At 76.7% G+C, this 23,949-nt stretch carries 19 protein-coding genes; 14 read left to right on the top strand and 5 right to left on the bottom strand.

Going from position 1 to position 23,949, the window contains the following annotated elements:
* The first annotated feature begins 164 nt into the window (after window positions 1-164).
* Window positions 165-1,607, top strand: a complete 1,443-nt coding sequence (locus ACIQI7_RS17120) for a glyceraldehyde-3-phosphate dehydrogenase (RefSeq protein ID WP_401110339.1) — start codon at window positions 165-167, stop codon at window positions 1,605-1,607.
* Window positions 1,608-1,802: 195 nt separating this feature from the next.
* A complete protein-coding gene (locus tag ACIQI7_RS17115) occupies window positions 1,803-2,321 on the top strand; it encodes a hypothetical protein (protein WP_401110337.1) in 519 nt (172 codons plus the stop codon).
* Here the strand turns inward: ACIQI7_RS17115 and ACIQI7_RS17110 are convergent.
* On the bottom strand, window positions 2,304-3,209 hold the full coding sequence (locus ACIQI7_RS17110) for an alpha/beta fold hydrolase (protein ID WP_401110334.1): 906 nt from the start codon (window positions 3,207-3,209) through the stop codon (window positions 2,304-2,306). The genes ACIQI7_RS17115 and ACIQI7_RS17110 overlap by 18 nt on opposite strands.
* 114 nt (window positions 3,210-3,323) lie before the next feature.
* Window positions 3,324-3,845: an RNA polymerase sigma factor gene (locus ACIQI7_RS17105; RefSeq protein ID WP_401110331.1), complete on the bottom strand. Its 522-nt coding sequence runs from the start codon at window positions 3,843-3,845 to the stop codon at window positions 3,324-3,326.
* Window positions 3,846-3,982: 137 nt separating this feature from the next.
* Here ACIQI7_RS17105 and ACIQI7_RS17100 point away from each other — a divergent pair, with 137 nt between their 5' ends.
* From ACIQI7_RS17100 to ACIQI7_RS17085, 4 genes are all read left to right on the top strand, one after another.
* Window positions 3,983-4,780, top strand: coding sequence for a hypothetical protein (locus ACIQI7_RS17100; protein WP_401110328.1), 798 nt, complete (start codon window positions 3,983-3,985; stop codon window positions 4,778-4,780).
* Window positions 4,781-5,059: 279 nt separating this feature from the next.
* Window positions 5,060-6,106, top strand: coding sequence for a hypothetical protein (locus tag ACIQI7_RS17095; RefSeq protein WP_401110326.1), 1,047 nt, complete (start codon window positions 5,060-5,062; stop codon window positions 6,104-6,106).
* Between the two features lie 66 nt (window positions 6,107-6,172).
* On the top strand, window positions 6,173-8,044 hold the full coding sequence (locus ACIQI7_RS17090; RefSeq protein WP_401110324.1) for an HSP90 family protein: 1,872 nt from the start codon (window positions 6,173-6,175) through the stop codon (window positions 8,042-8,044).
* Window positions 8,044-11,046: a hypothetical protein gene (locus tag ACIQI7_RS17085; protein WP_401110321.1), complete on the top strand. Its 3,003-nt coding sequence runs from the start codon at window positions 8,044-8,046 to the stop codon at window positions 11,044-11,046. Before ACIQI7_RS17090 ends, ACIQI7_RS17085 begins: the two co-directional genes overlap by 1 nt.
* Before the next feature lie 186 nt (window positions 11,047-11,232).
* Here ACIQI7_RS17085 and ACIQI7_RS17080 read toward each other — a convergent pair whose 3' ends face one another.
* Window positions 11,233-12,135 carry a LysR family transcriptional regulator gene (locus ACIQI7_RS17080; protein ID WP_401110318.1) on the bottom strand — a complete coding sequence of 301 codons (903 nt, stop codon included), beginning with the start codon at window positions 12,133-12,135 and terminating at the stop codon, window positions 11,233-11,235.
* Window positions 12,136-12,236: 101 nt separating this feature from the next.
* On the opposite strand from ACIQI7_RS17080, the gene ACIQI7_RS17075 reads away from it, so the two are divergent.
* The 4 genes from ACIQI7_RS17075 to ACIQI7_RS17060 all read left to right on the top strand — a co-directional run bounded on the left by ACIQI7_RS17075 (window position 12,237) and on the right by ACIQI7_RS17060 (window position 15,631).
* On the top strand, window positions 12,237-13,238 hold the full coding sequence (locus ACIQI7_RS17075; protein WP_401110315.1) for a DMT family transporter: 1,002 nt from the start codon (window positions 12,237-12,239) through the stop codon (window positions 13,236-13,238).
* A gap of 10 nt (window positions 13,239-13,248) precedes the next feature.
* Window positions 13,249-14,559, top strand: a complete 1,311-nt coding sequence (locus ACIQI7_RS17070) for a sensor domain-containing protein (RefSeq protein ID WP_401110312.1) — start codon at window positions 13,249-13,251, stop codon at window positions 14,557-14,559.
* Entirely contained in the window at window positions 14,544-15,200 is a 657-nt protein-coding gene (locus ACIQI7_RS17065; protein WP_401110309.1) for a response regulator, read from the top strand. The genes ACIQI7_RS17070 and ACIQI7_RS17065 overlap by 16 nt, the downstream gene beginning before the upstream one ends.
* A gap of 68 nt (window positions 15,201-15,268) precedes the next feature.
* Window positions 15,269-15,631, top strand: coding sequence for a hypothetical protein (locus ACIQI7_RS17060; protein ID WP_401110306.1), 363 nt, complete (start codon window positions 15,269-15,271; stop codon window positions 15,629-15,631).
* Here ACIQI7_RS17060 and ACIQI7_RS17055 read toward each other — a convergent pair.
* Together ACIQI7_RS17055 and ACIQI7_RS17050 are read right to left on the bottom strand one after the other, a co-directional pair.
* Complete coding sequence (locus tag ACIQI7_RS17055) at window positions 15,603-16,802, bottom strand: glycosyltransferase family 4 protein (RefSeq protein WP_401110501.1); 1,200 nt, start codon at window positions 16,800-16,802, stop codon at window positions 15,603-15,605. The two genes, ACIQI7_RS17060 and ACIQI7_RS17055, sit on opposite strands and share 29 nt — an antisense overlap.
* Window positions 16,709-18,115, bottom strand: coding sequence for a glycosyltransferase 87 family protein (locus tag ACIQI7_RS17050; RefSeq protein WP_401110303.1), 1,407 nt, complete (start codon window positions 18,113-18,115; stop codon window positions 16,709-16,711). Before ACIQI7_RS17050 ends, ACIQI7_RS17055 begins: the two co-directional genes overlap by 94 nt.
* A gap of 315 nt (window positions 18,116-18,430) precedes the next feature.
* Between ACIQI7_RS17050 and ACIQI7_RS17045 the strand changes: the two genes are divergently transcribed.
* The 4 genes from ACIQI7_RS17045 to ACIQI7_RS17030 all read left to right on the top strand — a co-directional run bounded on the left by ACIQI7_RS17045 (window position 18,431) and on the right by ACIQI7_RS17030 (window position 23,765).
* On the top strand, window positions 18,431-19,477 hold the full coding sequence (locus ACIQI7_RS17045) for a GNAT family N-acetyltransferase (RefSeq protein WP_401110301.1): 1,047 nt from the start codon (window positions 18,431-18,433) through the stop codon (window positions 19,475-19,477).
* Window positions 19,470-20,264 carry an aminotransferase class IV gene (locus ACIQI7_RS17040; protein ID WP_401110298.1) on the top strand — a complete coding sequence of 265 codons (795 nt, stop codon included), beginning with the start codon at window positions 19,470-19,472 and terminating at the stop codon, window positions 20,262-20,264. The genes ACIQI7_RS17045 and ACIQI7_RS17040 overlap by 8 nt, the downstream gene beginning before the upstream one ends.
* Before the next feature lie 103 nt (window positions 20,265-20,367).
* Window positions 20,368-21,243 (top strand): ABC transporter ATP-binding protein, encoded by an 876-nt coding sequence (locus ACIQI7_RS17035; RefSeq protein WP_401110295.1) that lies wholly within the window; start codon window positions 20,368-20,370, stop codon window positions 21,241-21,243.
* Complete coding sequence (locus ACIQI7_RS17030) at window positions 21,240-23,765, top strand: ABC transporter permease (RefSeq protein ID WP_401110292.1); 2,526 nt, start codon at window positions 21,240-21,242, stop codon at window positions 23,763-23,765. Before ACIQI7_RS17035 ends, ACIQI7_RS17030 begins: the two co-directional genes overlap by 4 nt.
* Window positions 23,766-23,949 lie beyond the last annotated feature (184 nt).

Genomic DNA, 23,949 nt, shown 5'->3' with positions numbered 1-23,949 from the left:
CGGGCGGCTTCCGAGGGTGGCGGTGATCACCTTCGGGGGCGGGGCCGGGGGTGAAAGGGCAGGTCGGGGGCTCGGGCGGGGAGGGCGGGGGAGGGACCGGCGGTCGGGGCGCGAGCGGGCGAAGCTACCATGTGGGCAACACCCTCAGCTCGAAAGATGGACTTGTGACTGTCAACGACGACGTGTTCACGGACTGGAAGAACCGCGAGGAGATCGCGGAGTCGATGATCCCGATCATCGGGCGGCTGCACCGGGAGCGGGACGTCACCGTCCTGTGCCACAGCCGTTCCCTGGTGAACAAGTCGGTGGTCAGCATCCTCAAGACGCACCGCTTCGCCCGGCAGATAGCCGGCGAGGAGCTCTCGGTCACCGAGACGATGCCGTTCCTGGAGGCCCTGACCGCCCTGGACCTCGGCCCCTCGCAGATCGACCTCGGCATGCTCGCCGCGACGTACAAGGCGGACGACCACGGCCTGTCGGTGGCGGAGTTCACCGCCCAGGCCGTCGTCGGCGCCACCGGCGAGAACAAGCTGGAGCGCCGGTCCGGGCAGGACGTCGTGCTGTACGGGTTCGGCCGCATCGGCCGGCTGGTCGCCCGGCTGCTGGTCGAGAAGGCCTCGGCCAACGGCCTGCGGCTGAAGGCCATCGTCGTGCGCAACAGCGGCGGCGACGACCTGGTCAAGCGCGCCTCGCTGCTGCGCCGTGACTCCATCCACGGCCAGTTCCAGGGCACGATCACCGTCGACGAGGCGAACAACAAGATCATCGCCAACGGCAACGAGATCAAGGTGATCTACTCCGACGACCCGACCAAGGTCGACTACACGGAGTACGGGATCAAGGACGCGATCCTGATCGACAACACCGGCCGCTGGCGCGACCGCGAGGGCCTGTCGAAGCACCTGCGCCCCGGCATCGCCAAGGTCGTGCTGACCGCGCCGGGCAAGGGCGACGTCCCGAACATCGTGCACGGTGTGAACCACGACACGATCAAGCCGGACGAGCAGATCCTGTCCTGCGCCTCCTGCACCACCAACGCCATCGTCCCGCCGCTGAAGGCGATGGAGGACGAGTACGGCGTGATCCGCGGCCACGTGGAGACCGTCCACTCGTTCACCAACGACCAGAACCTGCTGGACAACTACCACAAGGCCGACCGCCGCGGCCGCTCGGCGCCGCTGAACATGGTGATCACCGAGACCGGTGCCGCCTCGGCCGTCGCCAAGGCCCTGCCGGACCTCGAGGCGAAGATCACCGGCAGCTCGATCCGCGTCCCGGTGCCGGACGTCTCCATCGCGATCCTCAACCTCCAGCTGAAGCGGGAGACCAACCGCGAGGACGTCCTGGAGTACCTGCGGAACGTCTCGCTGACCTCGCCGCTGAAGCGCCAGATCGACTTCATCGACTCGCCCGACGCCGTCTCCAGCGACTTCATCGGCTCGCGCCACGCCTCGATCGTGGACGCCGGCGCGACCAAGGTCGACGGCGACAACGCGATCCTCTACCTGTGGTACGACAACGAGTTCGGCTACTCGTGCCAGGTGATCCGGGTCGTCCAGTACATCTCGGGCGTCGAGTACCCGACCTTCCCGGTCCCGGCGGTCTGATCCACCGGTAGGGCCTGCCCGAGGGGGCGGGACGATCGAGCAGTACGGCGGGGCGGTGACCGGTTGGTCACCGCCCCGTCGGCGTCCCGGGTTCCGACGGTTCCCGGGCGCGGTACCGTGCGGTGGGATGCGCCGAGTGGGATGCGCCGAGCGGGATGCGCGGAGCGGGCAGCGCGCGGTGGGAGGGGTGGGGCGGTGGACGGGTGGCCGACGGTCGAGCTGGACCCGGTGCGGCGGCTGCGGGTGCTGGCGGCGTCCGGGGCCGGGCGTCCGCTGTTCGCCGAGCGGCGGCTCGCGGCCGGGTTCGACGCGGTGTGGTCGGTCGCCGGTGACCTGTCCGGTGAACTGCCCGGGCTGATCAGCGGGTTGCGCTCCTTCGAGGTCGGGCCGGCGACGGAGGAGGACGGCGAGGGCGGTGCGCACGGCCGGGACGGCCGGCTGACGGGGGTCGCGGTGAGCGTGGTCGGTCACCGGGAGCGGTTCGAGATCGTGCTGCGCAGCGGCTGGTGCCTGATGCAGAGCCGGGTGCTGCTGGGCGGGATGGCCGCCGTGCGGGACGGGGACGGGACGCGCTTCGCGCTGCTCGGCAGCCTGCGGGTGCCCGGTGCCGCGTCGGTGCAGCACCTCCTCGGCGGGCTCGCCGAGCGGCGCGGCGAGGTGCTACTGGACCGGCTGGAGCGGCGGGTCGCGGAGCGGTCACGGGCGGGGCAGTAGCCGCCGTACGGCTTCGGCGACTGCCTCGGGCCGCTCGTGCGGCAGGTAGTGGCCGCAGCCGGGCAGGACCTCGGCGCGCAGGTCGTCGGCGGGGGCGCCGGTCGGGGAGAGCAGGGACGGGCGGATCACCGGGTCCCGGTCGCCGCCGAGCAGCAGGGTGGGGACGGTGAGGCGGCGGCCGCGGTACCGGCCGAGTGCCAGGCGCGGGATGTCCCGGACGACGAACCCCCAGTGCAGCCGCTCGGCGGCGCGGGCCGCCTCGGGGGTGCTGCCGGCACTCACGTACTCGGCCAACTCCTCGGCAGGCCAGGGGTGTTCGGCGGTGGTGGCGCGCCGCAGCAGGTGGCCGAGCAGCCCGGGTCGGTGGCGGACGACGCGGCGGCCGATGCCCGGGTACTCCAGCAGGGCGGTGTACCAGAACCGCCAGGCCGTACCGATCAGGGCACGCTGCCGCGGCCAGGGGTGGGTCATGTTGAGCGCGAGGAGCCCGGTGAACCGCCCGGGTGCGCGCAGGGTCAGCTCGAAGGCCGTCCAGGCGCCCCAGTCGTGGCCGACCAGGCCCACCCGCGGCAGGCCGAGCCGGTCGAGGGCGGCGAGCACCAGGCGGGCGCGGTCGTCGGTGGTGTGGCCGCGGCGGGGCGCCTCGGACCAGCCGAAGCCGGGCAGGTCCAGGCAGAGCAGCCGGTACTCGCCGTCGAGCAGCGGGATCACCTGCCGCCAGGCGTACCAGTGCTGGGGGAAGCCGTGCAGGAGCAGCAGCGGGACGCCGTCCGGGGCGCCGGCCTCGGCGAGGTGGAGGCGGACGCCGTCCGCGTCGACGTGGTGGTGGCGCACGCCGGGCAGCTCGGGCAGCGGGCGGGGGCGAGGGTGGGGATGGGGGCGGGGCATCGGGGTCGTCCTCTCCTGGGCGTGGTCTCAGGAGAGGAGAGGGCGGGGGAGGGCCCCGCAATCCCCGGGGCGGCGGACTTTTTTCCCGGCTCAGTGCGGCTCGGCTTTCCCGGCTCAGTGCGGCTCGGCGCCCCAGGCGGCGCGGAAGCCGTGCCGGGCGCGGAAGAGTCGTGAACGGACGGTCCCCAGCGGGAGGTCGAGGATCTCGGCCACGGACCTCTCGTCCAGACCCTCGACGTGGCGCAGGGTCAGGACGGCGCGGTGACCGGGCGGGAGGCGCTCCAGCACGTCCCGGATGTCGGTCGCCAGCTCCGGGTCGCGGTCGTCGGGCCGGTCGTCGACGGCCTCCGGCCGGGGGCGCCGCCGGGTGGCGAACCGGACGGCCTCGCGGGCGGCGATCGCCCGGGCCCAGCCGAACAGGGCCTCGGGGGCGAGGAGCTGGTGCAGGTTCCGGACGATCGCGATCATCGCCTCCTGGGCGGCGTCGGGTGCGTCCTGCAGCGCGATCGGGGCGCAGACGCGGCCGACGTACGGCATCAGCAGACCGAGCACCTCGTCCAGGGCCAGCGCGTCGCCCCGCTGCGCGGCGCGGACCAACGCGCCCAGATCCGGTCCTCGTCCGTCCGCGCCCGTCATGTCGCTGTCGCCCCCCGTCGGCGGTCCTCGCCCCCCGGGGGACGGTACTGGACGGGGGCCCGGGGCCCGGCGGTGGGTGGGGGCGGAGCTGCGGCTATCTTGAGGGGTCACTGACAGGACTGGGGAAGGCGACGGGGATGGGTGGTCGGCGGGTGCTCGCCGCGGTGGCGGCGGCCGGGGTACTGACGGGCGTGCTGGCCGGGTGCTCCTCCGGGGGGTCGAAGAACGCCGGCGGGCCGGCTGCTCCCGCCTCGTCCGCGGCGAGTCCGGCGGCCGCGGCGCCGACGGCCGCGGGGACGGCCGCGGCCCCCGCGACCGCCCCGGCGGCGGCCGACGCCCCCGGGGCGGGTGCGGCGACCGGCTCCGCGCCCGCGCAGGCGTCGGCCCCGGCCGCCGCGGAGGCGCCGCGCGGGGACCTGGAGGCGGCGCTGCTGGACGACAAGGTGGTCGGGCAGGTGCTGCCGGACGCCAAGGTCATGGCCGGGTGGGAGGAGGAGAAGCGCCGGGTCGACACGGCCGACCACAAGGTCACCTGCACCGGTGCCGCCGCTGCCTCCTGCGCCGGCAAGCCGCTCAGCGGCTCGGTCCGGTTCTCCTCGGGGGACGTGGTCGTCCGCTTCCTGGTGGACACCCTGCCCAGCCGGGACGCGGCGGCGCAGCGGCTGAAGGAGAGCTACGCCTCGTACTCCGCCGGGCCGTTCAAGAAGGTCGACATCCCGGCGCTGGGCAGCGAGAGCCAGGCCTTCCAGGGACCGCTGGCCGAGGGGGAGGGCGTCGGCATCGTGGTGCGCTCTGGCACCGTGGTGGCGAGCGTGACCAGCGAGGGCGGCCCGGTGGACCTGCCGGCGGCGCGGAGGTTCGCGGTGATGCTGGTCAAGCGGATCGAGCAGGCGCAGGCGGGCAAGACGCCGGACTCCGGGCTCGGTGTGGGCTGACGGACGGCGGCGGGGCGGCGTGGGCTGAGGGTCCATCGGCGGGACGGTGGGGCCTGAGGGTCCAGCGCCGGGCGCCGGGCGGCGGGGCGGGCCTCCTCCCCGGTGTTCGAACCGGGCCGACCGGGGCCGGCCCGGTTCGCCGCCCCGCCACCGCCGCCTTCCCGGGCGCCCAGGGCGCTGGGCTGCGCAAACGGATGTCAGTCGACCGTGATATGTACCTATCGCATGGCCGCCGTGCGGCCATGCGGAAGATGCCGATGACGTTCGAGGGGGCCAGACATGCCGCTGTTCCGACGCCGCTCCGGCGGGGAGGGCGAGCAGGACCGGGCCGGGCGGCGCGGGTTCGGGTTCGGCTTCGGCCGGCGGGGTACCGGATCGCCCGCGGCTCCCGGTGGTGGTGAGCCGCGGCTCGACCCGGCGTACGGGGACGAGTCGGTGCGCCTGGCGCTCCGGCACGCCGCCGACGGGGACTGGGCCGCGCTGCGGCCCGCGCTGGCCGCGGCCGAGGGCGAGGACCTGACCTTCCTCGTCGGGACGCTCTCCCACGTGCCCCGGGTCGAGCAGTGGACGTCCCGGGCGCTGGCCGACACCCCGGAGGACACGCTGCTGCTGTTGCTGTCCGGCGCCCGGCACGTCGCCTGGGCCTGGGAGGCCAGGACGGGCGCCCGGGCCAAGGACGTCACCGAGGAGCGGTGGAAGGTGTTCCACGAGCGGCTGGAGGTCGCCGAGGAACAACTGCTGGAGGTGGCCGAGCGCGAGCCGTCCTGGCACGCCCCTTGGCGGTTCCTGCAGACCAGCGCCCGCGGGGCCTCGCTCGCCCCGGACGTCGCCACCTGCCGCTTCGAGGCCGCGGTGCGCCGGGCTCCCGGGAACGCCGGCTCGCACTGGGACCGGCTGCAGCAGCTGAGCGCGAAGTGGGGCGGTTCGCACGAGGAGATGCACGCGTTCGCCCGCTCGGTGATGCTCGCCGCCCCGGAGGGCAGCCGCCTCGGCGAGCTGGTCGCGGTCGCGCACCTGGAACACTGGCTGGCCCTCCCGGACGGCGAGGACCGCGCGTACCTGACCAGCCCGGCCGTGGTGGGCGGGCTCCAGGAGGCGGCCTTCCGGTCCGTCCTGCACCCGGACTTCACGCCGGTGCGCGGCTGGCAGGACTCCTTCAACGCCTTCGCGATGGCCTTCTCCCTCGCCGACCAGCCGAAGACGGCCCGCCTGCTCTTCGACGCGTTGGACGGCTTCGTGACCGAGGCGCCCTGGAACTACCTGGCGGGCGGCCCGGTCAAGGCCTTCCGCTCCCACCGCGACCGCTGCGCCCACCCCTGGCGCTGAGCCGTACCGGCCCGGCAGCGCACAACCCCCGCCACCGCCATCCACCCGCGACCGAAAGAGCCTCCGGTGTCCCCTACCGACAACCCGACGAGTGCGCACACCTTCCAGGTGGACCTGCGCGGCCTGGTGGACCTGCTCTCCCACCACCTCTACTCCAGCCCGCGCGTCTACCTGCGCGAGCTGCTGCAGAACGCCGTGGACGCGATCTCCGCCCGCCGCGGCCTCGACCCCGGGGCGCCGGCCACCATCACCGTCCGGGCCGGCGACGAGCTGTCCGTCACCGACACCGGCATCGGCCTGACCGAGAAGGACGTCCACACCTTCCTCGCCACCATCGGCCGCAGTTCCAAGCGCGACGCCGACGGCCGGCTGGACGGCGCCGGGCTGGCCCGGGCCCGCGGCGACTTCATCGGCCAGTTCGGCATCGGCCTGCTCGCCTGCTTCGTGGTCGCCGACGAGATCACCGTGGTCACCCGCTCCGCCGCCACCCCGGACGCCCCGGTGATCGAGTGGCGCGGCAGCTCCGACGGCAGCTACACCATCCGCACCCTGCCCGCCTCGGCCAAGCCCGAGCCGGGCACCACCGTCACACTGGCCCCGCGCGCCGACGCCGCCGAGTGGACCGGCCCCGGCCGGGTGCTCACCCTCGCCCGGGACTTCGGCAGCCTGCTGCGCCACGACGTCACCGTGGTCGACGCGAGCGGCACCGAGCACCGGGTCAACCGCACCCCGCCGTGGGCCGAGCGCCACGCCTCCCCGCTGGCCAGGTGCGACGCGCTCGCCGAGTACTGCCGCGCCGCCTTCGACTTCACCCCGCTCGACACCATCGAGCTGGACCTGCCGCTGGTCGGCCTGCGCGGCGTCGCGTACGTCCTGCCGGACGCCGCCCCGCCGTCGCGCCGCAACGGCCACCGGGTGCACCTCAAGGGCATGCTGCTCTCCGACCAGGCCGACGAACTGCTGCCGGACTGGGCGTTCTTCGTCCGCTGCGTGGTCGACACCGACGGGCTGCGCCCCACCGCCTCCCGCGAGGGCCTGTACGCCGACGAGACGCTGGCCGCCGTCCGGGACGCGCTCGGCGTCCGGATCCGCGACTGGCTGACCGGCCTGTCCGCGAGCGACCCGGCGCTGCTGCACCGCTTCCTGTCCGTCCACCACCTGGCCGTCAAGGAACTCGCCCGCTACGACGACGAGTTGCTGCGGATGATGCTGCCCTGGCTGCCGTTCGAGACCACCGACGGCAACGTCACCCTGGACGAGTTCGCCCGCAGCCACCCGGTCGTGCTGGTGACCCGGACGGTCGAGGAGTTCCGCCAGGTCGCCCCGATCGCCGGCGCCGCCGGGCTCGGCGTGGTCAACGGCGGCTACACCTACGACCGCGACCTGGTGCACCGGCTGCCCGAGATCCGCCCCGGCGTCTCGGTCTCCGACCTCGACCCGGGCACCGTCACCGCGCACCTGGACACCGTCGACCCGGCCGCCGAACTGGCCGCCAACGCCTTCCTGGCGATCGCCCGCGAGGTGGTCGGCCGGTTCGACTGCGACGTCGCGCTGCGCAGCTTCCACCCGACCAACGCGCCCGCCCTGCTGCTCGACAACCGGGAGGCCCGGCATGAGCGCACCCGGGCCCAACTCGCCGACGAGGCCGATGGGTTGTGGGCGGACATCCTCGGCTCGCTGCGCGCCGAGGTGCCCCGCGCCCAGCTGGTGCTCAACCACCTCAACCCGCTGGTGCGGCGCGCCGCCGGGATCGCCGACCGCGAGCTGGCCGTGACCGCCGTCGAGGCGCTCTACGGGCAGGCCGTGCTGATGACCCGCCGACCGCTCAAGGCCAGCGAGTCCGCCCTGCTCAACCGCTCGTTCATCAGCCTGCTCGACCACGCGATGCTCGGGCACGAGGCGGCCGGCCCGGGCCACGACGTTTCGAAGGAGGCGTGATGCCGGACACCCCCGACGCGGTGATGGCCGCGCTGCGCGAGAACGACGCCCGCCCGTACGGCCGCACCAGGACCGTCACCGCCGAGGAACTCGTCGACGCCGCCGAGCAGTTCGAGGACACCGCGGTCCGCGCGATGGCCCTGCTGGAGCTGATGGAGGCCTACGAGTACGACGGCGAGCGCAGCAAGAGCCCGGTCGTCTTCGCCCGCGTCCTCAAGCTCTGGGACACCGACCCGGACGGCTTCGGGGACTGGGCCCGGCACCAGGTGCTCTGGCGCTTCAAGTGGGTCGCCGACGCGCTCAAGGACAACCCGGACGTCCCGCTCGCGGCGATCAGGCGCTGGCACACCGAGCTGCGCGACCGCTACCGCGCGGCCGGCCACGACCTCCAGCCGTACTACGCCCAGCGCTACCACCTGGCCGCGCAGACCGGCATCGACGTGCAGGACGCCTACGAGCTGTGGGCGGCCCGTCCGCGCTCCGAACTGAGCGACTGCCACGCCTGCGAGACCCGCGCCCGCGCCGAGCACTTCCTCGCCGCCGGGGACGACGCCCGGGCGCTGGAGGTGCTCGCCCCGGTGCTGGACGGGCGCAGCGGCTGCGAGCAGGAGCCGTACCTCAGCCAGGCCACCGCGCTGCTGGCGCAGCTGCGCCAGGGCCGGCTGGACGAGGCCCGCTCCGGCCACCTCACCGGCTACCGCTACGCCCGCGGCAAGGCGGCGATGCTGGACGCCGTCGGCCTGCACATCGAGTTCTGCGCGCTCTCCGGCAACGAGCCGCGCGGTCTGGAACTGCTCGCCGAGAACCGCGACCTGTTCGCGGTCACCGGCGAACCCGCCTCCCGGCTGGCCTTCCTGACCGGCGTCGAGGTGCTGGTCGGCCGGCTCGCCCGGGCCGGGCACGGCGAACTCGCGGTCACCGGCCCGGCCGGAACGGCCTGGACGGTCGGCTCCCTGCTCGCCCACGTGCGTACCGAGGCCGACGCGCTGGCCGCCCGCTTCGACGCCCGCAACGGCACCGACGCGGTCGGCGCCGCGCGGCGGGCCCGGCTGGCCGTGGAGCCGCCGCTCGCCGAGCCGCTGGCACTGGGCGTGCGGGCCGCCGCCGCGCCCGAGCTGTCCGCCGCCCCGGCCGTCGCGCCCGCGCCCCGTTGGACGGTCGAGCCGGAGCCGGAGGACTTCACGGCCCTGGTGCTGCGGGCCCGCGAACTGGAGGTGCTCGGGCACCCGGACTCCGACCGGTTGTGGCAGCGGGTCGCCGAGCGGGCCGGGGCGGCGGACTTCGTCCACCCGGAGAGTGCCGAGCTGGGCGGCCCCGAGCGGCTGCGCGCCGAACTCGCCGAGCAGCGCGCCCACGAGGCGCTCCAGCGGGACGCGTACGCCGAGGGCAAGGCCGGGCTGCTGGCCGCCGCCGAGCTGTTCGAGCAGGCGGGGCTGGCCGGGTCGGCGCTGATGTGCCGCACCCGGACGCTGATCGCGGACCTGGACGAGGGCGACGGGGGCTCCCCGGGCGGCTCGGCTGCCGCAGAGCACGCAGAGCACGCCGAGCACGCCGAGCACGCCGACCGCGCCGACCGCGCCGACCGCGGCGGCCGACAGGCCGACTGGCCGGCGCTCGACGCCGCGCTCGCCCGGGCCGAGGAGCTGCGCGCCGCCGGCGAACTGACCGACGACGACTACCTGATCGTGCTGCAGACCCGCGCCTACGCCGCCCACCACGACCTGGTCGAGGCGCTGCCCGAGCCCGCCGCCGAGGTGGCCGCGCGCTTCGAGGCGGCGGTCGGCGCCTACCGGCGGACGGCCGTGGAGCTCGGCTCCGAGCGGCGGGCCGCCACCTCCCGGCAGTACACCGCCGACGCCGCCGCCCGGCAGGGCCGGATGGCCGAGGCGGAGGCCGAACTGCGCGAGGCGCTCGCCCGGTTGGACGCCGCCGAGCTGCCCTGGCACACCCCGCGGGTGCTCGGACTGCTGGGCCAGGTCCTGCTGCAGAGCGGCGAGCCGGGCCAGGCGGTCGAGGTGTTCCACCGGGCGCTGGCCGAGTCCGTGCGCTGGGGCGACGACTCCTACCCGTACGCGCCGACGTACATGATGCTCGGCCACGCCTGCCTCCGGGTGGGCGATCTCGGCGGCGCGGTGCGCGCGCTGTCGGAGGCGGCCGCCCGCTACGACCGCAACGGCGCGGAGGCGGTGGAGGAGGCCGCCCAGGTGCGGCTGCAGCTGGCCGACGTGCTGCGGGACACCGGCCGCGCGGCGGACGCGGTGGCCGTGCTGGAGTCGGTGCTGCTGGACGCGTCGGCGGCCCGGCTGGACGTCCGGATGCTCGCCCAGGCCCGGCTGGACCTCGCCCGGGGCCTGGCCGAGCTGGAGGAGTACCGGGACGCCGCCGAGGAGTTCCTCCGACTGGCCGACGCGGTGGCCGGCTGGGAGGACCAGGAGACCCACACCATGGTCGCCTGCGAGGCCGCCCTGGCGCTCGCCCGGGCCGACCGCTGGGACGCCGCCGAGGCGGCGCTGGCCCGCGCCCGCGAGGCGCACGGCAAGGCCCCGCAGGTGGACCAGCTGGCCGCCACCCTGCGGGAGCTGGCCCGGCTGACGATGCGGGCGCGGGGCGCGGAGGGGCTGGCCGCCGCGCTCGCCCGGCTCGCCGAGGCGGACGAGGTCGGCGAGGCGGCCGAGCGGTCCGGGGCGGACTACAACTCCTGGTACCTGCGCGGTGGTTCGCACTACGAGCGGGCGCGCTCGCTGGCCGTCGCCGGGCGGCACGAGGAGGCGCTGGCCGAGGTCGAGCGGGCCATCCCGGAGTACGAGGCGGGCGGTGAGCGGGCCGAGTCGCCGCGGGCGGAGTCCGTCCGGCTGGCCGCGCTGATCGAGGGCAGCGACCTCGGCCGCACCGAGGCGGCGGTGGCCCGGCTGACCGCCGGCATCGCGCGCTGCGAGGCCGCGGGGCTGCCGGAGGCGGCGGAGGTGCTGGCGGAGCTGCGGGAACGGTTCGCCGGGGAGTGAGCCGCACCGGGCCCCGCTGACCCGGGGGCGCGCCCAGCCGGTGGCGGGTGGGTGCCCCCGGGGGCGGGCCGCGCCCACCCGGTTCGGGCGGCGGCCCACCCCGCTACGGGCAGGCCCCCGGGGGTGGAACGCCCCCGCGCCCCCGCCCGTACCGGCGGAGGCTCTGTCGGCAGGGCCCGTCGAAGGTCAGGCGGAAGGCCCGGCCGCCGTCCGGCCGAGGACCTCCGCGCCCACTCCCGCCAGCAGTCCGCTGACCGCCGGTGACCACGGGCGGCCGGTCGGCCCGGTAAGCGTCAGCGTCCGGTGGACGGCGGGGCGGATCGGGACCAGCACGCAGTCGGCCGGGAGCATGGTCAGCGCCAGCGCGGGCATCACCGAGACCCCCACGCCCGCGTGCACCATGCCGATCAGGGTGTTCAGGTCGCGGATGCGGTGCCGGGGCATGAAGCGGGCACCGGCCCGCCGGTAGGCCTCGCGGATGTGGCGCTCGCAGCCGCCCTCCGAGAGCAGGAAGTCGTCGTCCTCCAACTCGGCCACGTGGACGGCCGGTTGGCCGGCGAGCGGGTGGTCGCGGCGCAGCAGCGCGTGCATCGAGTCGGCGCCGAGCGGGACCGCCCCGGGCGGCAGCGGCCCGGCGTCCACCAGGACGGCGGCGTCCACCGTGCCCGCCTCCAGCCAGGTCGCCAGCTCCTCGTCCTCACCCTCGAAGACCCGGACGGTCACCTGCGGGTAGGCCGCCCGCCAGTCCTTCAGCAGCCCGGGCAGCAGCGCCTGGCAGACGGTGGTCGGCGCCGCCAGCCGTACCGTGCCGCTCGGTCCGCCGGAGTGCCGGTCGGCGATCGCGCGGACGGCGATGGCCGAGGCGACGGCCGTCCGGGCGTGCGGCAGGACCTGCTCGCCCAGCGGGGTGGGGCGGCACGGGCTGCCGCGCCGCAGCACGGGCGCGCCGAGAGTGCGCTCCAGCGCGGCGACGGCGTGCGAGACCGCGGACTGGCTGATGCCCAGTTCGTCGGCGGCCGCGCCGAAGCCGCCGGTGTCGGCGACCGCGACCAGCGCCCTGAGCTGGGCCAGGTTGACGTCCGGGGCCATGAGACTTCCTCATCACAGGTGAACTGTCACTTGTTGGACTCATGCTCCGGTGCCGGGCCACGCTCTGTCCAGCTGATGGCACGGACGTGGAGGTGGTGGGAGTGCGGCGCTGGCTGCCGGGCTTCGTGGCCCTGTCGGCGATCTGGGGCGCGAGCTTCGCCCTGATCAAGGTGGCGGTCGACGCGGGGGTGCCGCCGCTCTGGGTGGCGCTGTGGCGCTGCCTGCTGGGCGCGGCCACGCTGTGGGCGGTCCTCGCGGTGCGCGGCGAACGGGCCCCGCGCGACCGGGCGCTGTGGGGCCACTCGGCCGTGGTGGCGGTGCTGCTCAACGCCGTGCCGTTCACCCTCTTCCCGTTCGGCGAGACCAGGGTCAGCTCGGTGCTCGCCGGCGTGATGAACGCGACCACCCCGCTGTTCACCCTGCTGTTCTCGGTGCTGACCGTCCCCGAGGAGCGCCGCCCGGGCGCCCGCCGGCTGGCCGGGCTCGGGCTCGGCTTCCTCGGTGTGCTGACCGTGCTCGGGGTGTGGCGCGGCCTCGGCGCCGGGGCGACCGCCGGTGCCCTGGCCTGCCTGGCGGCCGCCTGCTGCTACGGCGCGGGCTTCGCCTACCTGCGCCGCTTCCTGTCCGGCCGCCCGGAGTCGGTGGTCTCCCTCTCCGCACTCCAGATCACCTGTGCCGTCGTCGAGTTGGCGCTGGTCGCGCCGTTCGCCGCGGGTGCCCCGCACTGGCCCGGGGGCGGCCCGGCGCTCGCCCTGCTGGCGCTCGGCGCGGTCGGCACCGGCCTGGCGTACCTGCTCAACCTGGCGCTGGTCCGCGGCGCGGGGGCGACGGTCGCCTCCGCCGTCACGTACGTGATGCCGCTCTGGTCGACGGCGCTCGGCGCGGCCTTCCTGCACGAGCCGGTGGGCTGGAACGCGCTGGCCGGCGGCGCGCTGGTGGTCGCGGCCGTCGTCCTGACGAGGCCGTCCCGGGCCGCGGCTCCGGACGCGGCTTCGCGCGGGCCGGCGGACGCGACTGCGCGCCGGGCCCCGGACACGGTCCCGGACACGGTCCCGCCCGGGTCCTCGGGCGGGGCCCCGAAGGGCCGTCAGCCGGTCGGCTAGGGTGGACCGGATGAGCGAGGGGAGCCGCGAGCGGGAGCAGCAGCCGACGTCCGTGCGCCAGGCGCTGCGGGCGGGCCCGCTGCGCTTCCCGTTCAGCCGCTGGGTGCCGCGCTGCTGGGCGTACCTGCTGAGCGGCGCCCTGCTCGGGCCGGTACTGCTGGTGGTCCTCGTGGTGCTGCTGGTGCTCGGCGCGGGCCTGTCGGTGGTCGGGGTCGGGCTGCCGGTGCTGCTGGCCCTGGCGCTCGCGGGCATCCCCGCCGCCGGTGTGGCCCGGTGGCGGCTGCGGCTGGTCGAGCCGATCCCGCTGCCCGACCCGCACCGCAGCCTGCCCGGGGCGGGCCGCCGGGCCCGCGTCCGCACCCGGCTGCGCGAGCGGGCCACCTGGCGCGAACTCGCCCACGCCGTGCTCACCTCGACGGTGCTGGCCGCCGCCTCGCTCGGCTTCACCGCGCTGCTGGTGTTCTCCGGCCTCTACGTGATCTCCCCGCTGGTGGTCTGGGCGCTCGCCCCGGAGACCGTGATGCTGATCCCCGGGCACGCCGCCGCCGGGCCGCTCACCGCCCTGCCGTTCACCGCCGCCGGGCTGGCCGGCCTGCTGCTCTGCGCGTACGCCGGGGCGCTGCTGGCCTCGGCCGAGGTCGCGCTGGCCCGCTTCCTGCTCGTGCCCCGGGAGGACGACCTCGGCCACCAGGTGCTCGAACTCACCCGCTCCCGGGCCCGGTTGGCCGACGCCTTCGAGGCCGAGCGGCGCCGGATCGAACGCGACCTGCACGACGGCGCGCAGCAGCAGCTGGTCGCGCTCAGCATGACGCTGGGCCTCGCCGAGTACGAGCTGCGCGGCCAGGAGGGCCGGGCGGCCGAGCTCGTCACCCGGGCGCGCGGTGAGGCCCGGCAGGCGCTGGAGCAACTGCGCGGGCTGGTGCGCGGCATCCACCCCCAGGTGCTCACCGACCACGGGCTCGCCGCCGCCGTCGACGAGGTCGCGCAGCGCCACCCGATCCCGGTAACCACCGACATCGACCTCCCGGAGCGGTTGCCCGCCCCCGTGGAGACCACCGCGTACTTCACCGTCACCGAGGCGCTCACCAACGCCGCCAAGCACAGCGGGGCCACCGCGATCACCGTCCACGGGCGGGTCGCGGGCGGTCGGCTGGTCGTCCAGGTGACCGACGACGGCCGCGGCGGGGCGGACCCGGCCGCCGGGGCCGGACTGGCCGGACTCGCCGACCGGGTGGCACTGCTGAGAGGACGGCTGATGGTGACGAGCCCGACGGGCGGCCCGACGACGCTGCGGCTGGAGGTCCCGTGCTCCGGGTCGTGATCGCCGAGGACGCGGTGCTGCTGCGCGCCGGCCTGGTCGAACTCCTCGCCCTCGGCGGCCACCGGGTGACCGCCGCCGTCGGCGACGCCGGGGCGCTGGCCGCGGCCGTCGACGCCGACCGGCCGGACATCGTGGTCACCGACGTCCGGATGCCCCCCGACCACAGCGACGAGGGCCTGCGCGCCGCCCTCGCCCTGCGCGAGCGCCACCCGGGCCTGCCCGTGCTGGTCCTGTCCCAGTACGTGGCCACCCCGTACGCCACCCGGCTGCTCGCCGCCGCCGGCGCCCAACCGGCCGGCCTGGGATACCTGTTGAAGGACCGGGTCGGCGACGTCGCGGACTTCCTGGACGCGCTGCGGCGGGTCGCCGACGGGGAGACGGTGATCGACCCCGAGGTGGTCCGGGTGCTGCTGCGCGGCCGGTCCGCGGACCGCCCGCTGGCCCGGCTCACCCCGCGTGAGCGCGAGGTGCTCGCGCTGATGGCCGAGGGCCTCAACAACCAGGCCGTGGCAGGCCGGTTGAGCATCACCGAGGCGTCGGTGGTGAAGCACTGCGGGAACATCTTCATGAAGCTGGACCTGGACCCGACGGAGGGCAACCGGCGGGTGCTCGCGGTGCTGGCGCACCTGCGGGGGGAGTGACTCCGCGGTCGGGCGGGTCGCAAGTCACCCCCTTGTCACGGCGGTTGCGGTGCCGGAGCGATGGCGTCATGGCGAGGACACGGGAACCGCAGAGCGCGATCGTCAACCGACTGCTCAAGGGCGAGGCCACCAAGGACGACAGCACGACGGCCCAGGCGAACTTCCTGCTCTGGCTGCGGCAGGAGTGGGGCGGGGACGGCGACCGGGCGTTGGCGTCCTGCCTGGACGTGCTGACCGAGGCCGGGGGCGAGGAGTGGCGGGCGCTGCCGGAGCGCGATCTGTCCGCCCACGTCTGGCTGTTCAGCTTCTCCTGCCCGGGCCGGGACGACCTGCCGGGCCAGGCGCGGAACTGGGTGACGGCGGTCCGCGCCAACGGCGGCGCGCCCGCGATCGCCCGGCTGGTCAGGCGCCTGCGGGGGCAGCCGGAATGACCGGCGCGGCCTGGGCGTTCGGCATGACCGGCGCGGTGGAGCCGGGCAGCGGTACGGCGGGGTCGAGGAGCTCCGTGAGCCGCCGCGCCGAGGCCTCCCAGGACCAGTGCTCCTCGGCCCAGCGCCGCCCCGCCGCCCCCATCCGGGCGCGCTCGGCGGGCGGGGCGAGCAGGATCCGGGTCAGGGCGGCGGCCACCTCGGCGGGGGAGCGCCCGTCGACGACCGTGCCGGTGACGCCGTCGAGCACGGTGTCCGGGGCGCCGCCCGAGCGGCCGGCCACCACCGGGAGGCCGGCCGCGGCAGCCTCCAGGAAGACGATGCCGAGGCCCTCCGCCTCCAGCCCCAGCCGGCGGGTGCGGCACGGCATCGCGAAGACGTCCGCCCCGGCGTAGTGGACGGCCGTCCCGGCGTGGTCCAGGCCTCCGGTGAACACCACGCTGCCCGGCTCGGTCACCCGGCGGGCGAGGCCCCGCAGCCGGTCCTCGTCCGGGCCCCGGCCGACCAGCACCAGGGTGGTCCCGGGCACGGCCCGGCGGATCGCGGGCAGCGCGCGGATCAGCACGTCCTGGCCCTTGCGCGGGACCAGCCGCGCCACGCAGAGGACCACCGGGGCGGCGGACGGCACCTCCGTACCGGCGGTCCCCGCACCCGCGTTCCCCGTACCGGCGTTCCCTGTGCCGGCGGTCCCCGGACCGGTCCGGTCCGGGGCGCCGGCCGGCCGGAAGACCGACGGGTCGACCCCCGGGACGAGCCGGGCCAGCCGGGCGTCAGGCCCGAGCGCCGGGGCGATCCGGGTGCGGGTGTAGTCGCCCAGGTAGGTCACCACGTCCGTTCCGCGGCCGATCCGGCGCAGCAGGGCGCGGGCGCCCGGAGTACGGGCCCACCAGATCTCGTGGCCGTGCGTGGTGGCCACGGTGCGGCGGATGCCGGGCGCCAGCCGCCGCAGGCCGGGCGCCATCGCGGCGAGCGGCGCGGCCGCGCCGAACCAGACCCGGTCGCAGCCGTGCGCCCGGGCTATCGCCGCGGCCCGGCGGGTGGCCCGCGGGGTCGGCAGCAGGGTGCGGGCCCGGTCGCGGATCACCGGGTAGGGGAGAGTGGCGTCGTGGCGCTCCGCGCCCGGTTCGGCCGAGGTGTAGACGACGACGTCGTGGCCGGGGACTCGGTCGGCCAGGGCCTTGACGAAGGTTTCGATGCCGCCCTGGCGCGGCGGGAAGTCGTTGGTGACGACGAGGGTGGTGCCCATGGCAGGCCTTTCGGAACGGAGTCCGCGGGGAGCGGGCTCGTGGGAATCGGGTTCGCGTGGAGCGCAGGACGCACAGGACGCACAGGACGCGAAGGGAGTGCAGGGATCGCGGGGATCGCGGGGAGCGGGTTCGCCGGGAGCGGGTCCGCGGGGAACGAGAAGGAGAGCAGGACGAGGACGAGCGGCAGCGCGAGGTAGCCGAACCGCCCGGCCGGCGCCAGCAGGAAGGCCGCCGCCAGCCCCATGGCCAGCCGGTGCGCCGCCGCGGCCGCGGTGCGGGGCGGACGGGTGAGCAGCGAGGCCCCGACGGTGAGCCCGGCGAGCAGCAGCAGGCCGACGGCGGCGTACCAGCCGGGCGGGCCGAGGTCGGCGAGCAGCCGCCCGGGCAGCGGGCTGGCGGCCGGGGTCGGCAGCCGGCCGCGCCCGGTGGGGAAGGCGAGCACCTGCTCCACCAGCGGCCCCGGCGCGCGCAGCGCCACCGGCAGCACCGCCACCGCCGCCGCCCCCACCGCGACGGCCGCCCCGCGCAGCGCCGCGCGCCGTCCGGCGGCGGCCGCCAGCAGGGCCGTCACCACGGCGAGCGCCGGCCAGGCCGTCCACTTCAGCGAGCAGGCGGCGGCCAGCGCCAACCCGGCTGCCACCGGCCGCCGTTGGGCGGCGCGGACCAGGGCGAGCCAGCACAGTCCGGTGAGCGGCAGGTCGACCCCGCTGACGCAGAGCGGCAGCGCCACCACCGGTGAGGCGGTGAGCGCGGCGGCGCCGAGCCGGCGCCCGGCGGGCACCGTCCGGAGCACGCAGACCAGGAACACCGCCGCGCACCAGAGCCGGGCGTCGCCCAGCGGCGAACCGCCCAGCAGTGCGCGGGGCAGGCCCAGCAGGGCCATGCCGGGGAGGTACGGGGTGTACTCCGCGACGGACCGGGGGTCGGCCAGGTACGGGGAGCCGGTGTGCAGCAGCAGCGACCCGGAGCGCTCGATCACCCCGACCTCGCTCTGCCCCTGCCCGTCCAGCACCAGGAGGAGCAGCGGCACCAGCACCGCGCCGACGGCCGCGACCGCCACCGACAGCTCACGTCCGCGCCGCCGCACCAGCACGGCGGCCGGCGCCGCGAGCAGGTACCCGCCGGCCGCCCAGAGCCCCCAACTCCGGTGCGGCCCCAGCCCGGACAGCACCGGGAACGCCCCCGCCCACCCCGCCGCGACCAGCCATCCGCCGCACCACCACCACGCCCGTTTCGTCACCCCTTCATTGCATCGGCGCAGGCCGGCGGGGGCATCACGGTCAAGTCGAGTCCTGTGGTCGGGTTTTCCCTACCTCCGCCCGGCCCCTGCCCGGCCCGCGGCGGCCCCCGCCCGGCCCCTGCCCGGCCCGCGGCGGCCCCCGCCCGGCCCCTGCCCGGCCCGCGGCGGCCTCCACCCGGCCCGTGACGGTCTTCGCCCGGCCCGCGGCGGCCTACGCCCGGCCCCTGCCCGCGGCGCGTGGCCCGCCGGGTCCGCGCTGACGTTCGGTGTCCGGCGGATTACTGATCGTCCGGGCCTCCCCGCTATCCTCGCCCTGTGGTGAGGTCGTGGGATGCGGCGGTGGAGCGGGCGCAGGACCGGCTGGCGGCGGGGCCGCGGCTGCGGGCGGCCGGGCCGGGGGAGGAACGGCGGTTCGCGCTCTGGGACTTGGCGTCCCTGGTGGAGGGCGAGCTGGGCGAGCGGGTGGACCCGGACGGGCTGGCGCCGCACGCGGAGCGCGGCTGGCGGGAGCGGCTGGGGGAGAGCGGGCGGGAGTGGCCGGGCGGGGAGCTGTACCGGCGGCGCTACTGGATCCAGGACGACGCCGGCGCCGTGGTGGGCACCGTCGCCGTGGACAACTGGACCAGGGGCCCGAGCCAGCTCGCCGTCTCCTCCCTCTACGTGACCCCGGCCGCGCGCGGGCGGGGCCTGGCCGCCGCCGCGCTGGACGCGGTGTACGCGGCGGCCACCGCCGAGGGCCTGCCGGGCTTCCGGCTGGAGGCGCACTGGACCTGGCAGCCGGCGGTCCGCTACTACCTGCGCCGGGGCCTGTGGGTGGTGGGCTGGAAACGCTCGCTGTCCTTCGCCCGGATGCCCCAACTCCCCGTGCACCGGGTGCGGGAGGAGGACGGGCGGCTGCTCCTGCTGGTCGCCGACCGGCTGCGCGGCTGGGTGCCGATACTGGCCGCCGGGCAGGAGGGCCGCTGGCTGCGGCTGGACGAGACGGCGGACTACCGGGGCTGCGACGGCTGGGTGCACGAGTACGCCCGTTCCACCCTGGCGCTGTGCCTGGCGCTGGCCGGCCGGCCGATGGTGCGCGGGCCGCAGTGGTGGGCGGAGGCGTGGCGCTGGTCGGAGGCCGGCGAGCCGGAGGGCCTGGCGTACCGGATCGAGGAGTTCGAGCGGGCGGCCCGGGCGGCGGGCCGGCGGATGGCCGGCCCGTACCGGCCGGTGCCGCTGCCGGAGCCCATGCTGCCGGAGCCCGCGTCGTCGTCCCCGCTTCCCGCGCTGCCCGTGCCGCCGTCGTCCCCGCTGCCCGAGCCCGCCCGGCCGGAGCCCGCGCCGCCGGCGTCCCCGCAGCTGGCAGACTCGGGGGATGGCTGAGATCGAGATCGACGGCGCCCCGGCCGACCCGGCGCGGCTGGCCGCACTGGGTCTGCTCAACTACGGGCACTTCACCACCCTGCGCGCCGAGGCGGGCCGGGTGCGCGGCCTGTCGCTGCACCTGGACCGGCTGGTCCGGGACTGCCGGGCGCTGTTCGGCGCCGAGTTGGACCGGGCGGCGGTGCGGGAGCGGATCGGCGCGGTGCTGCCCGCCGACGGCGCGCCGGTGACCGTCCGGGTCACCGTGTACGACCCGGCGCTCGGCCTGGAACGCCCCTCGGCCCCGGCCGCACCCGCCCTGCTGGTGACCACCCGTCCGGCCGCGGCGGCCGCGCCCGCCCCGCTGCGGGTCCGCAGCACGGCGTACCGGCGGGAGCTGCCGGAGGTGAAGCACGTCGGCCTGTTCGGCCTGGTGCACCACCGTCGGCAGGCCCAACTGAGCGACTACGACGACGTGTTGCTGGTCGACGAGGACGGTATGGTGGTCGAGGGCGCGACCTGGAACGTCGGCTTCCTGGCCGGGGACGCGCTGGTCTGGCCACAGGGCCCCAGCCTGCCCGGCGTCACCGAGGCCCTGCTGTCCGGCGCCTACCGGGGCCCGCAGTCCCGCGAGCGGCTGCCCGTCGACGGCCTGGACCGCTTCACCGCCGCCTTCGCGGTGAACGCGGGCGTCGGGGTGCGCCCGCTGGCGGCCGTGGACGGCACCGCCTTCGACCCCGCGCACCCGGTGCTCGGCGAGCTGCGCGCCGCCTACCGGGGGATCCCCGCCGAGGCGGTGGGGGGATAACCCCACCCCCGGTCCGCCGGTGGCCTGCATGGTCCGCGGAGCCCGTCCTTCCTAGGTTTGAACACGTTGACGACGAGCGACGCAGAACCGAAGGAAGGCCCCCATGGCACGCCGCCAAGACCGCCGCAGGACCGACGCGTACGGCCCCGAGGCGTACGGCCCCGAGGCGTACGGCTCCGGCGCACCCGGCACCGACGGGTACGCCGCCGCGCCGTACGCCGCCGCCCCGCAGCCGGCCCCCGCGATCGAGCTGCGCGGAGTGCGCCGCACCTACGGGCGCGGCGAGGCGGAGGTGCAGGCGCTGCGCGGGGTCGACCTGGCGCTCGCCCACGGCAGCTTCACCGCGGTGATGGGCCCGTCGGGCTCCGGCAAGTCCACCTTCCTCCAGTGCGCGGCGGGCCTGGACCGCCCGGACTCCGGACAGGTCCGGCTCGGCGGCGAGGACATCACCCAGCTGAGCGAGAACCGGCTGACCAAGCTGCGCCGCAGCCGGATCGGCTTCGTCTTCCAGTCCTTCAACCTGCTGCCCTCGCTGACCGTCGAGCAGAACGTGCTGCTCCCGCAGCGCCTCGCCGGGGAGCGCCAGGACCGCGCCCGGGCCCGGGAGCTGCTGGAGCGGGTGGGCCTCGGCGAGCACGCCAAGCGGCGGCCCGGCCAGCTCTCCGGCGGCCAGCAGCAGCGGGTGGCGATCGCCCGCGCGCTGATCACCCGCCCGGACGTGGTGTTCGCCGACGAGCCGACCGGCGCGCTGGACACCCGGACCGCGCACGAGGTGCTGGCCCTGCTGCGGCACGCCGTGGACTCGCTCGGCGCGACCGTGGTGATGGTGACCCACGACCCGGTGGCGGCCTCCTTCGCCGACCGGGTGCTGTTCCTGGCCGGCGGCGCGATCGTGGACGACCTGCCGCACCCGACCCCGCAGACCGTCGCGGACCGGATGGTCGCGCTGACCGCCCGCCCGGTGGGAGTGGCGGCATGACGAACGGACTCGCGCGCTCCTCGGTGCGCTTCCGGCCCGCGTCCTTCGTGGGCACCCTGGTCGCCCTGCTGCTGGGCGCCGCCGTGGTGGTGGCCTGCGGCGTGCTGCTGCAGACCGGCCTGACCGCGAGCCTCGAACCCACCCGCTACGCCCACGCCCCCGTGGTGGTCGCGGCCGAGCAGGCGGTGAAGATCGAGCAGAAGGTCGCCGACGACACCGAGACCCAGGAGCAGGCCACCCCGGAGCGGGCGCGGACCGACGCCGCGCTGGTCGGCCGGCTGGCCGGGCTGCCCGGGGTCGCGGCCGCCCGCCCGGACACCGCCTTCCCGTTGCCGGCCGGCGACCGGGCGCCGGCCCTGACCGGCCGGGGCTTCGCCGCGCTCGGCATCGCGGGGCCGGGCGACAAGCTGGTCGAGGGCCGCGCCCCCGGGGCGAACGAGGTGGTGCTGGACGCCGACACGGCGCACGCCGCCCGTCTCGCGCCCGGCGCGAGCATCAAGCTCACCGCGCCCGGCGGCACCGCGGACTACCGGATCTCCGGTCTGGCCGCCGCCCAGCGGACCGGCCCCACCGCCTGGTTCGCCGATGCCACCGCCGACCGCCTCTCCGGCCACCCCGGCCGGATCGACGCCGTCGCCGTGCAGCCCCGCGAGGGCGTCAGCACCGCCGCGCTCGCCGCCCAGGTCCGCCAGGCCGTCGGCAACGACGCCAGGACGTACACCGGGGACGGCCGGGCCACCGTCGAACACCCCGCCCTGGGCGAGGCCCGCACCGTCCTGATGGGCCTCGGCGGCACCTTCGGCGGCTACGCCACCATGACCGCGATCTTCGTGGTGATGAGCACCGTCGCCCTCGCCACCGGCCAGCGCGCCCGCGAGTTCGCCCTGCTGCGCGCCATCGGGGCCACCCCGCGCCAGATCCGCCGCACCATCGCCGCCGAGGCGATGCTGGTCGCGCCGGTCGCCGCGGCGCTCGGCATCCTGCCCGGACTCGCCCTCGCCCGCTGGTGGTTCGGCCAGCTGGTCGAGCGCGGCGCCGTCCCCGCGGACATCCGCCTGGACGTCGGCCCGCTGCCGATGCTCGCCGCCGTCCTCGCCTGCACCCTGGCCGCGCTGACCGCCGGCTTCCTGGCCGCCCGCCGGCCGTCCCGGATGCGGGCCGCCCAGGCGCTCGGCGAGGCCGCCGTCGAACCGCCCCGCCCGGGCAAGGTCCGCACCGTCCTCGGGCTGGTCTTCGCCGCCGGAGGCGTCACGGCCGCCGCCGTCGCCAGCTCCCTGGACGGCACCAAGGCCGCCCAGATCGCGATGGGCGTGGTGATGTGCTTCATGCTGGCCGTCGCCCTGCTCGGCCCCTGGCTGGCCCGGGCCGCCGCCGCCGTGCTCGGCGTCCCGCTGCGGGCCGGCGGCGCGCCCGGCTCGCTGGCCGCCGACAACGCCCGCGCCAACGCCCGCCGACTGGCCTCCGCGATCACCCCGATCGTCCTGGTCACCGCGTTCTGCGGCACCCTGCTGGTCCTCCAGAGCACCATCCGCCACACCAGCGGCGAGAACGTCCGGGCCGGCGTCACCGCCGACCACGTGATCGGCGCCACCGGCCCCGGCCTGCCCGCCGGGACGGCCGAACGGGCCGCCCGGGTGCCCGGCGTGGACACCGCCGTGGGCGTGCTGCGCACCGGCGTCGTCTACGAGACCGCCGGCCAGCTGGGCACCGCCCCCGTGCTAGGCGTCGACGGCGACCCGGCCCGGCTGCCGAAGGTGCTCGACCTGGGCGTGCGCGGTGGCGCGCTCGCCGACCTCGGCCGCGCCCCCGACACCATCGCCCTGAGCACCACCCTGGCCGACGCGCTCGGCGCCCGGGTCGGCGACCGGGTCCCGCTCTGGCTCGGCGACGGCACCGCGGCGCGCCCCGCCGTGGTCGCGGTGTACGACCGGGGCCTGGGCGTCGCACAGGCGCTGCTGCCCCGGGCCGCGGTGGCCGCGCACGTCACCGCCGGGTTCGACAGCCAGGTGCTGGTCGCCGACGCGCCGGGCGCCGACCCCGCGGCGGTGGCCGCCGCACTCGGCGCCCAGGCCGGGGCCGCCGTGACCGACCGGGCCGGGTTCGTCGCCCGGTCCGACAAGGACCTGGAGATCAGCGGCTGGGCCAACACCGTGATGGCCGCGGTGCTCGGTGGGTTCGCCGCCGTCAGCGCCGCCAACACCCTGGTGATGACCGTGCTGGACCGGCGCCGCGAGGTCGCGCTGCTGCGCCTGGCCGGCACCACCCGCGGCCAGGTGCGCGGCATGATGCGCTGGGAGGCGCTGCTGGTGGCCTCGACCGGGCTTGCGGTCGGCGCGGTGATCGCCGGGCTCACCCTGGTGCCGGTCGCCCGGGGCGTGGCCAACGCCGCCCCGTACGTGCCGCCGATGCTCGCCCTGCCGCTGGCCGCCGGAGCCGTGCTGCTCTGCCTCGCGGCGACCGGGATGCCGGTCCGGGCACTGCTGCGGACCCGGCCGGTGGTCCTGGGCGCGGCGCGCCAGTAGCGGGCCGCAGGCCCACGACGGGGCCCTGCGGAACGACCCCGGGGCGGACGGCGGTTGACGGTGGCCCCCACCGAGCGGGGGGGCCCCCCCCCCCGGGGGGGGCGGCGGGGGGGGGGGGCCGCCCCCCGCCCCCCCCCGGGGGCGGGGGGGCGGGGCCCCCCCGGCCCCCCCCCCCCCCCCCCCG

This window comes from Kitasatospora sp. NPDC092039, from assembly GCF_044756065.1.
Classification (GTDB): domain Bacteria; phylum Actinomycetota; class Actinomycetes; order Streptomycetales; family Streptomycetaceae; genus Kitasatospora.
This window is presented reverse-complemented; position numbering and strand designations above follow the sequence as displayed.

Bases quoted from the DNA above. Each gene is read 5' to 3' on its own strand.
- ACIQI7_RS17110 (WP_401110334.1), bottom strand. From the start codon at position 3,209: ATGCCCCGCCCCCATCCCCACCCTCGCCCCCGCCCGCTGCCCGAGCTG.
- ACIQI7_RS17105 (WP_401110331.1), bottom strand. From the start codon at position 3,845: ATGACGGGCGCGGACGGACGAGGACCGGATCTGGGCGCGTTGGTCCGC.
- ACIQI7_RS17100 (WP_401110328.1), top strand. From the start codon at position 3,983: ATGGGTGGTCGGCGGGTGCTCGCCGCGGTGGCGGCGGCCGGGGTACTG.
- ACIQI7_RS17095 (WP_401110326.1), top strand. From the start codon at position 5,060: ATGCCGCTGTTCCGACGCCGCTCCGGCGGGGAGGGCGAGCAGGACCGG.
- ACIQI7_RS17085 (WP_401110321.1), top strand. From the start codon at position 8,044: ATGCCGGACACCCCCGACGCGGTGATGGCCGCGCTGCGCGAGAACGAC.
- ACIQI7_RS17080 (WP_401110318.1), bottom strand. From the start codon at position 12,135: ATGGCCCCGGACGTCAACCTGGCCCAGCTCAGGGCGCTGGTCGCGGTC.
- ACIQI7_RS17070 (WP_401110312.1), top strand. From the start codon at position 13,249: ATGAGCGAGGGGAGCCGCGAGCGGGAGCAGCAGCCGACGTCCGTGCGC.
- ACIQI7_RS17060 (WP_401110306.1), top strand. From the start codon at position 15,269: ATGGCGAGGACACGGGAACCGCAGAGCGCGATCGTCAACCGACTGCTC.
- ACIQI7_RS17040 (WP_401110298.1), top strand. From the start codon at position 19,470: ATGGCTGAGATCGAGATCGACGGCGCCCCGGCCGACCCGGCGCGGCTG.
- ACIQI7_RS17035 (WP_401110295.1), top strand. From the start codon at position 20,368: ATGGCACGCCGCCAAGACCGCCGCAGGACCGACGCGTACGGCCCCGAG.
- ACIQI7_RS17030 (WP_401110292.1), top strand. From the start codon at position 21,240: ATGACGAACGGACTCGCGCGCTCCTCGGTGCGCTTCCGGCCCGCGTCC.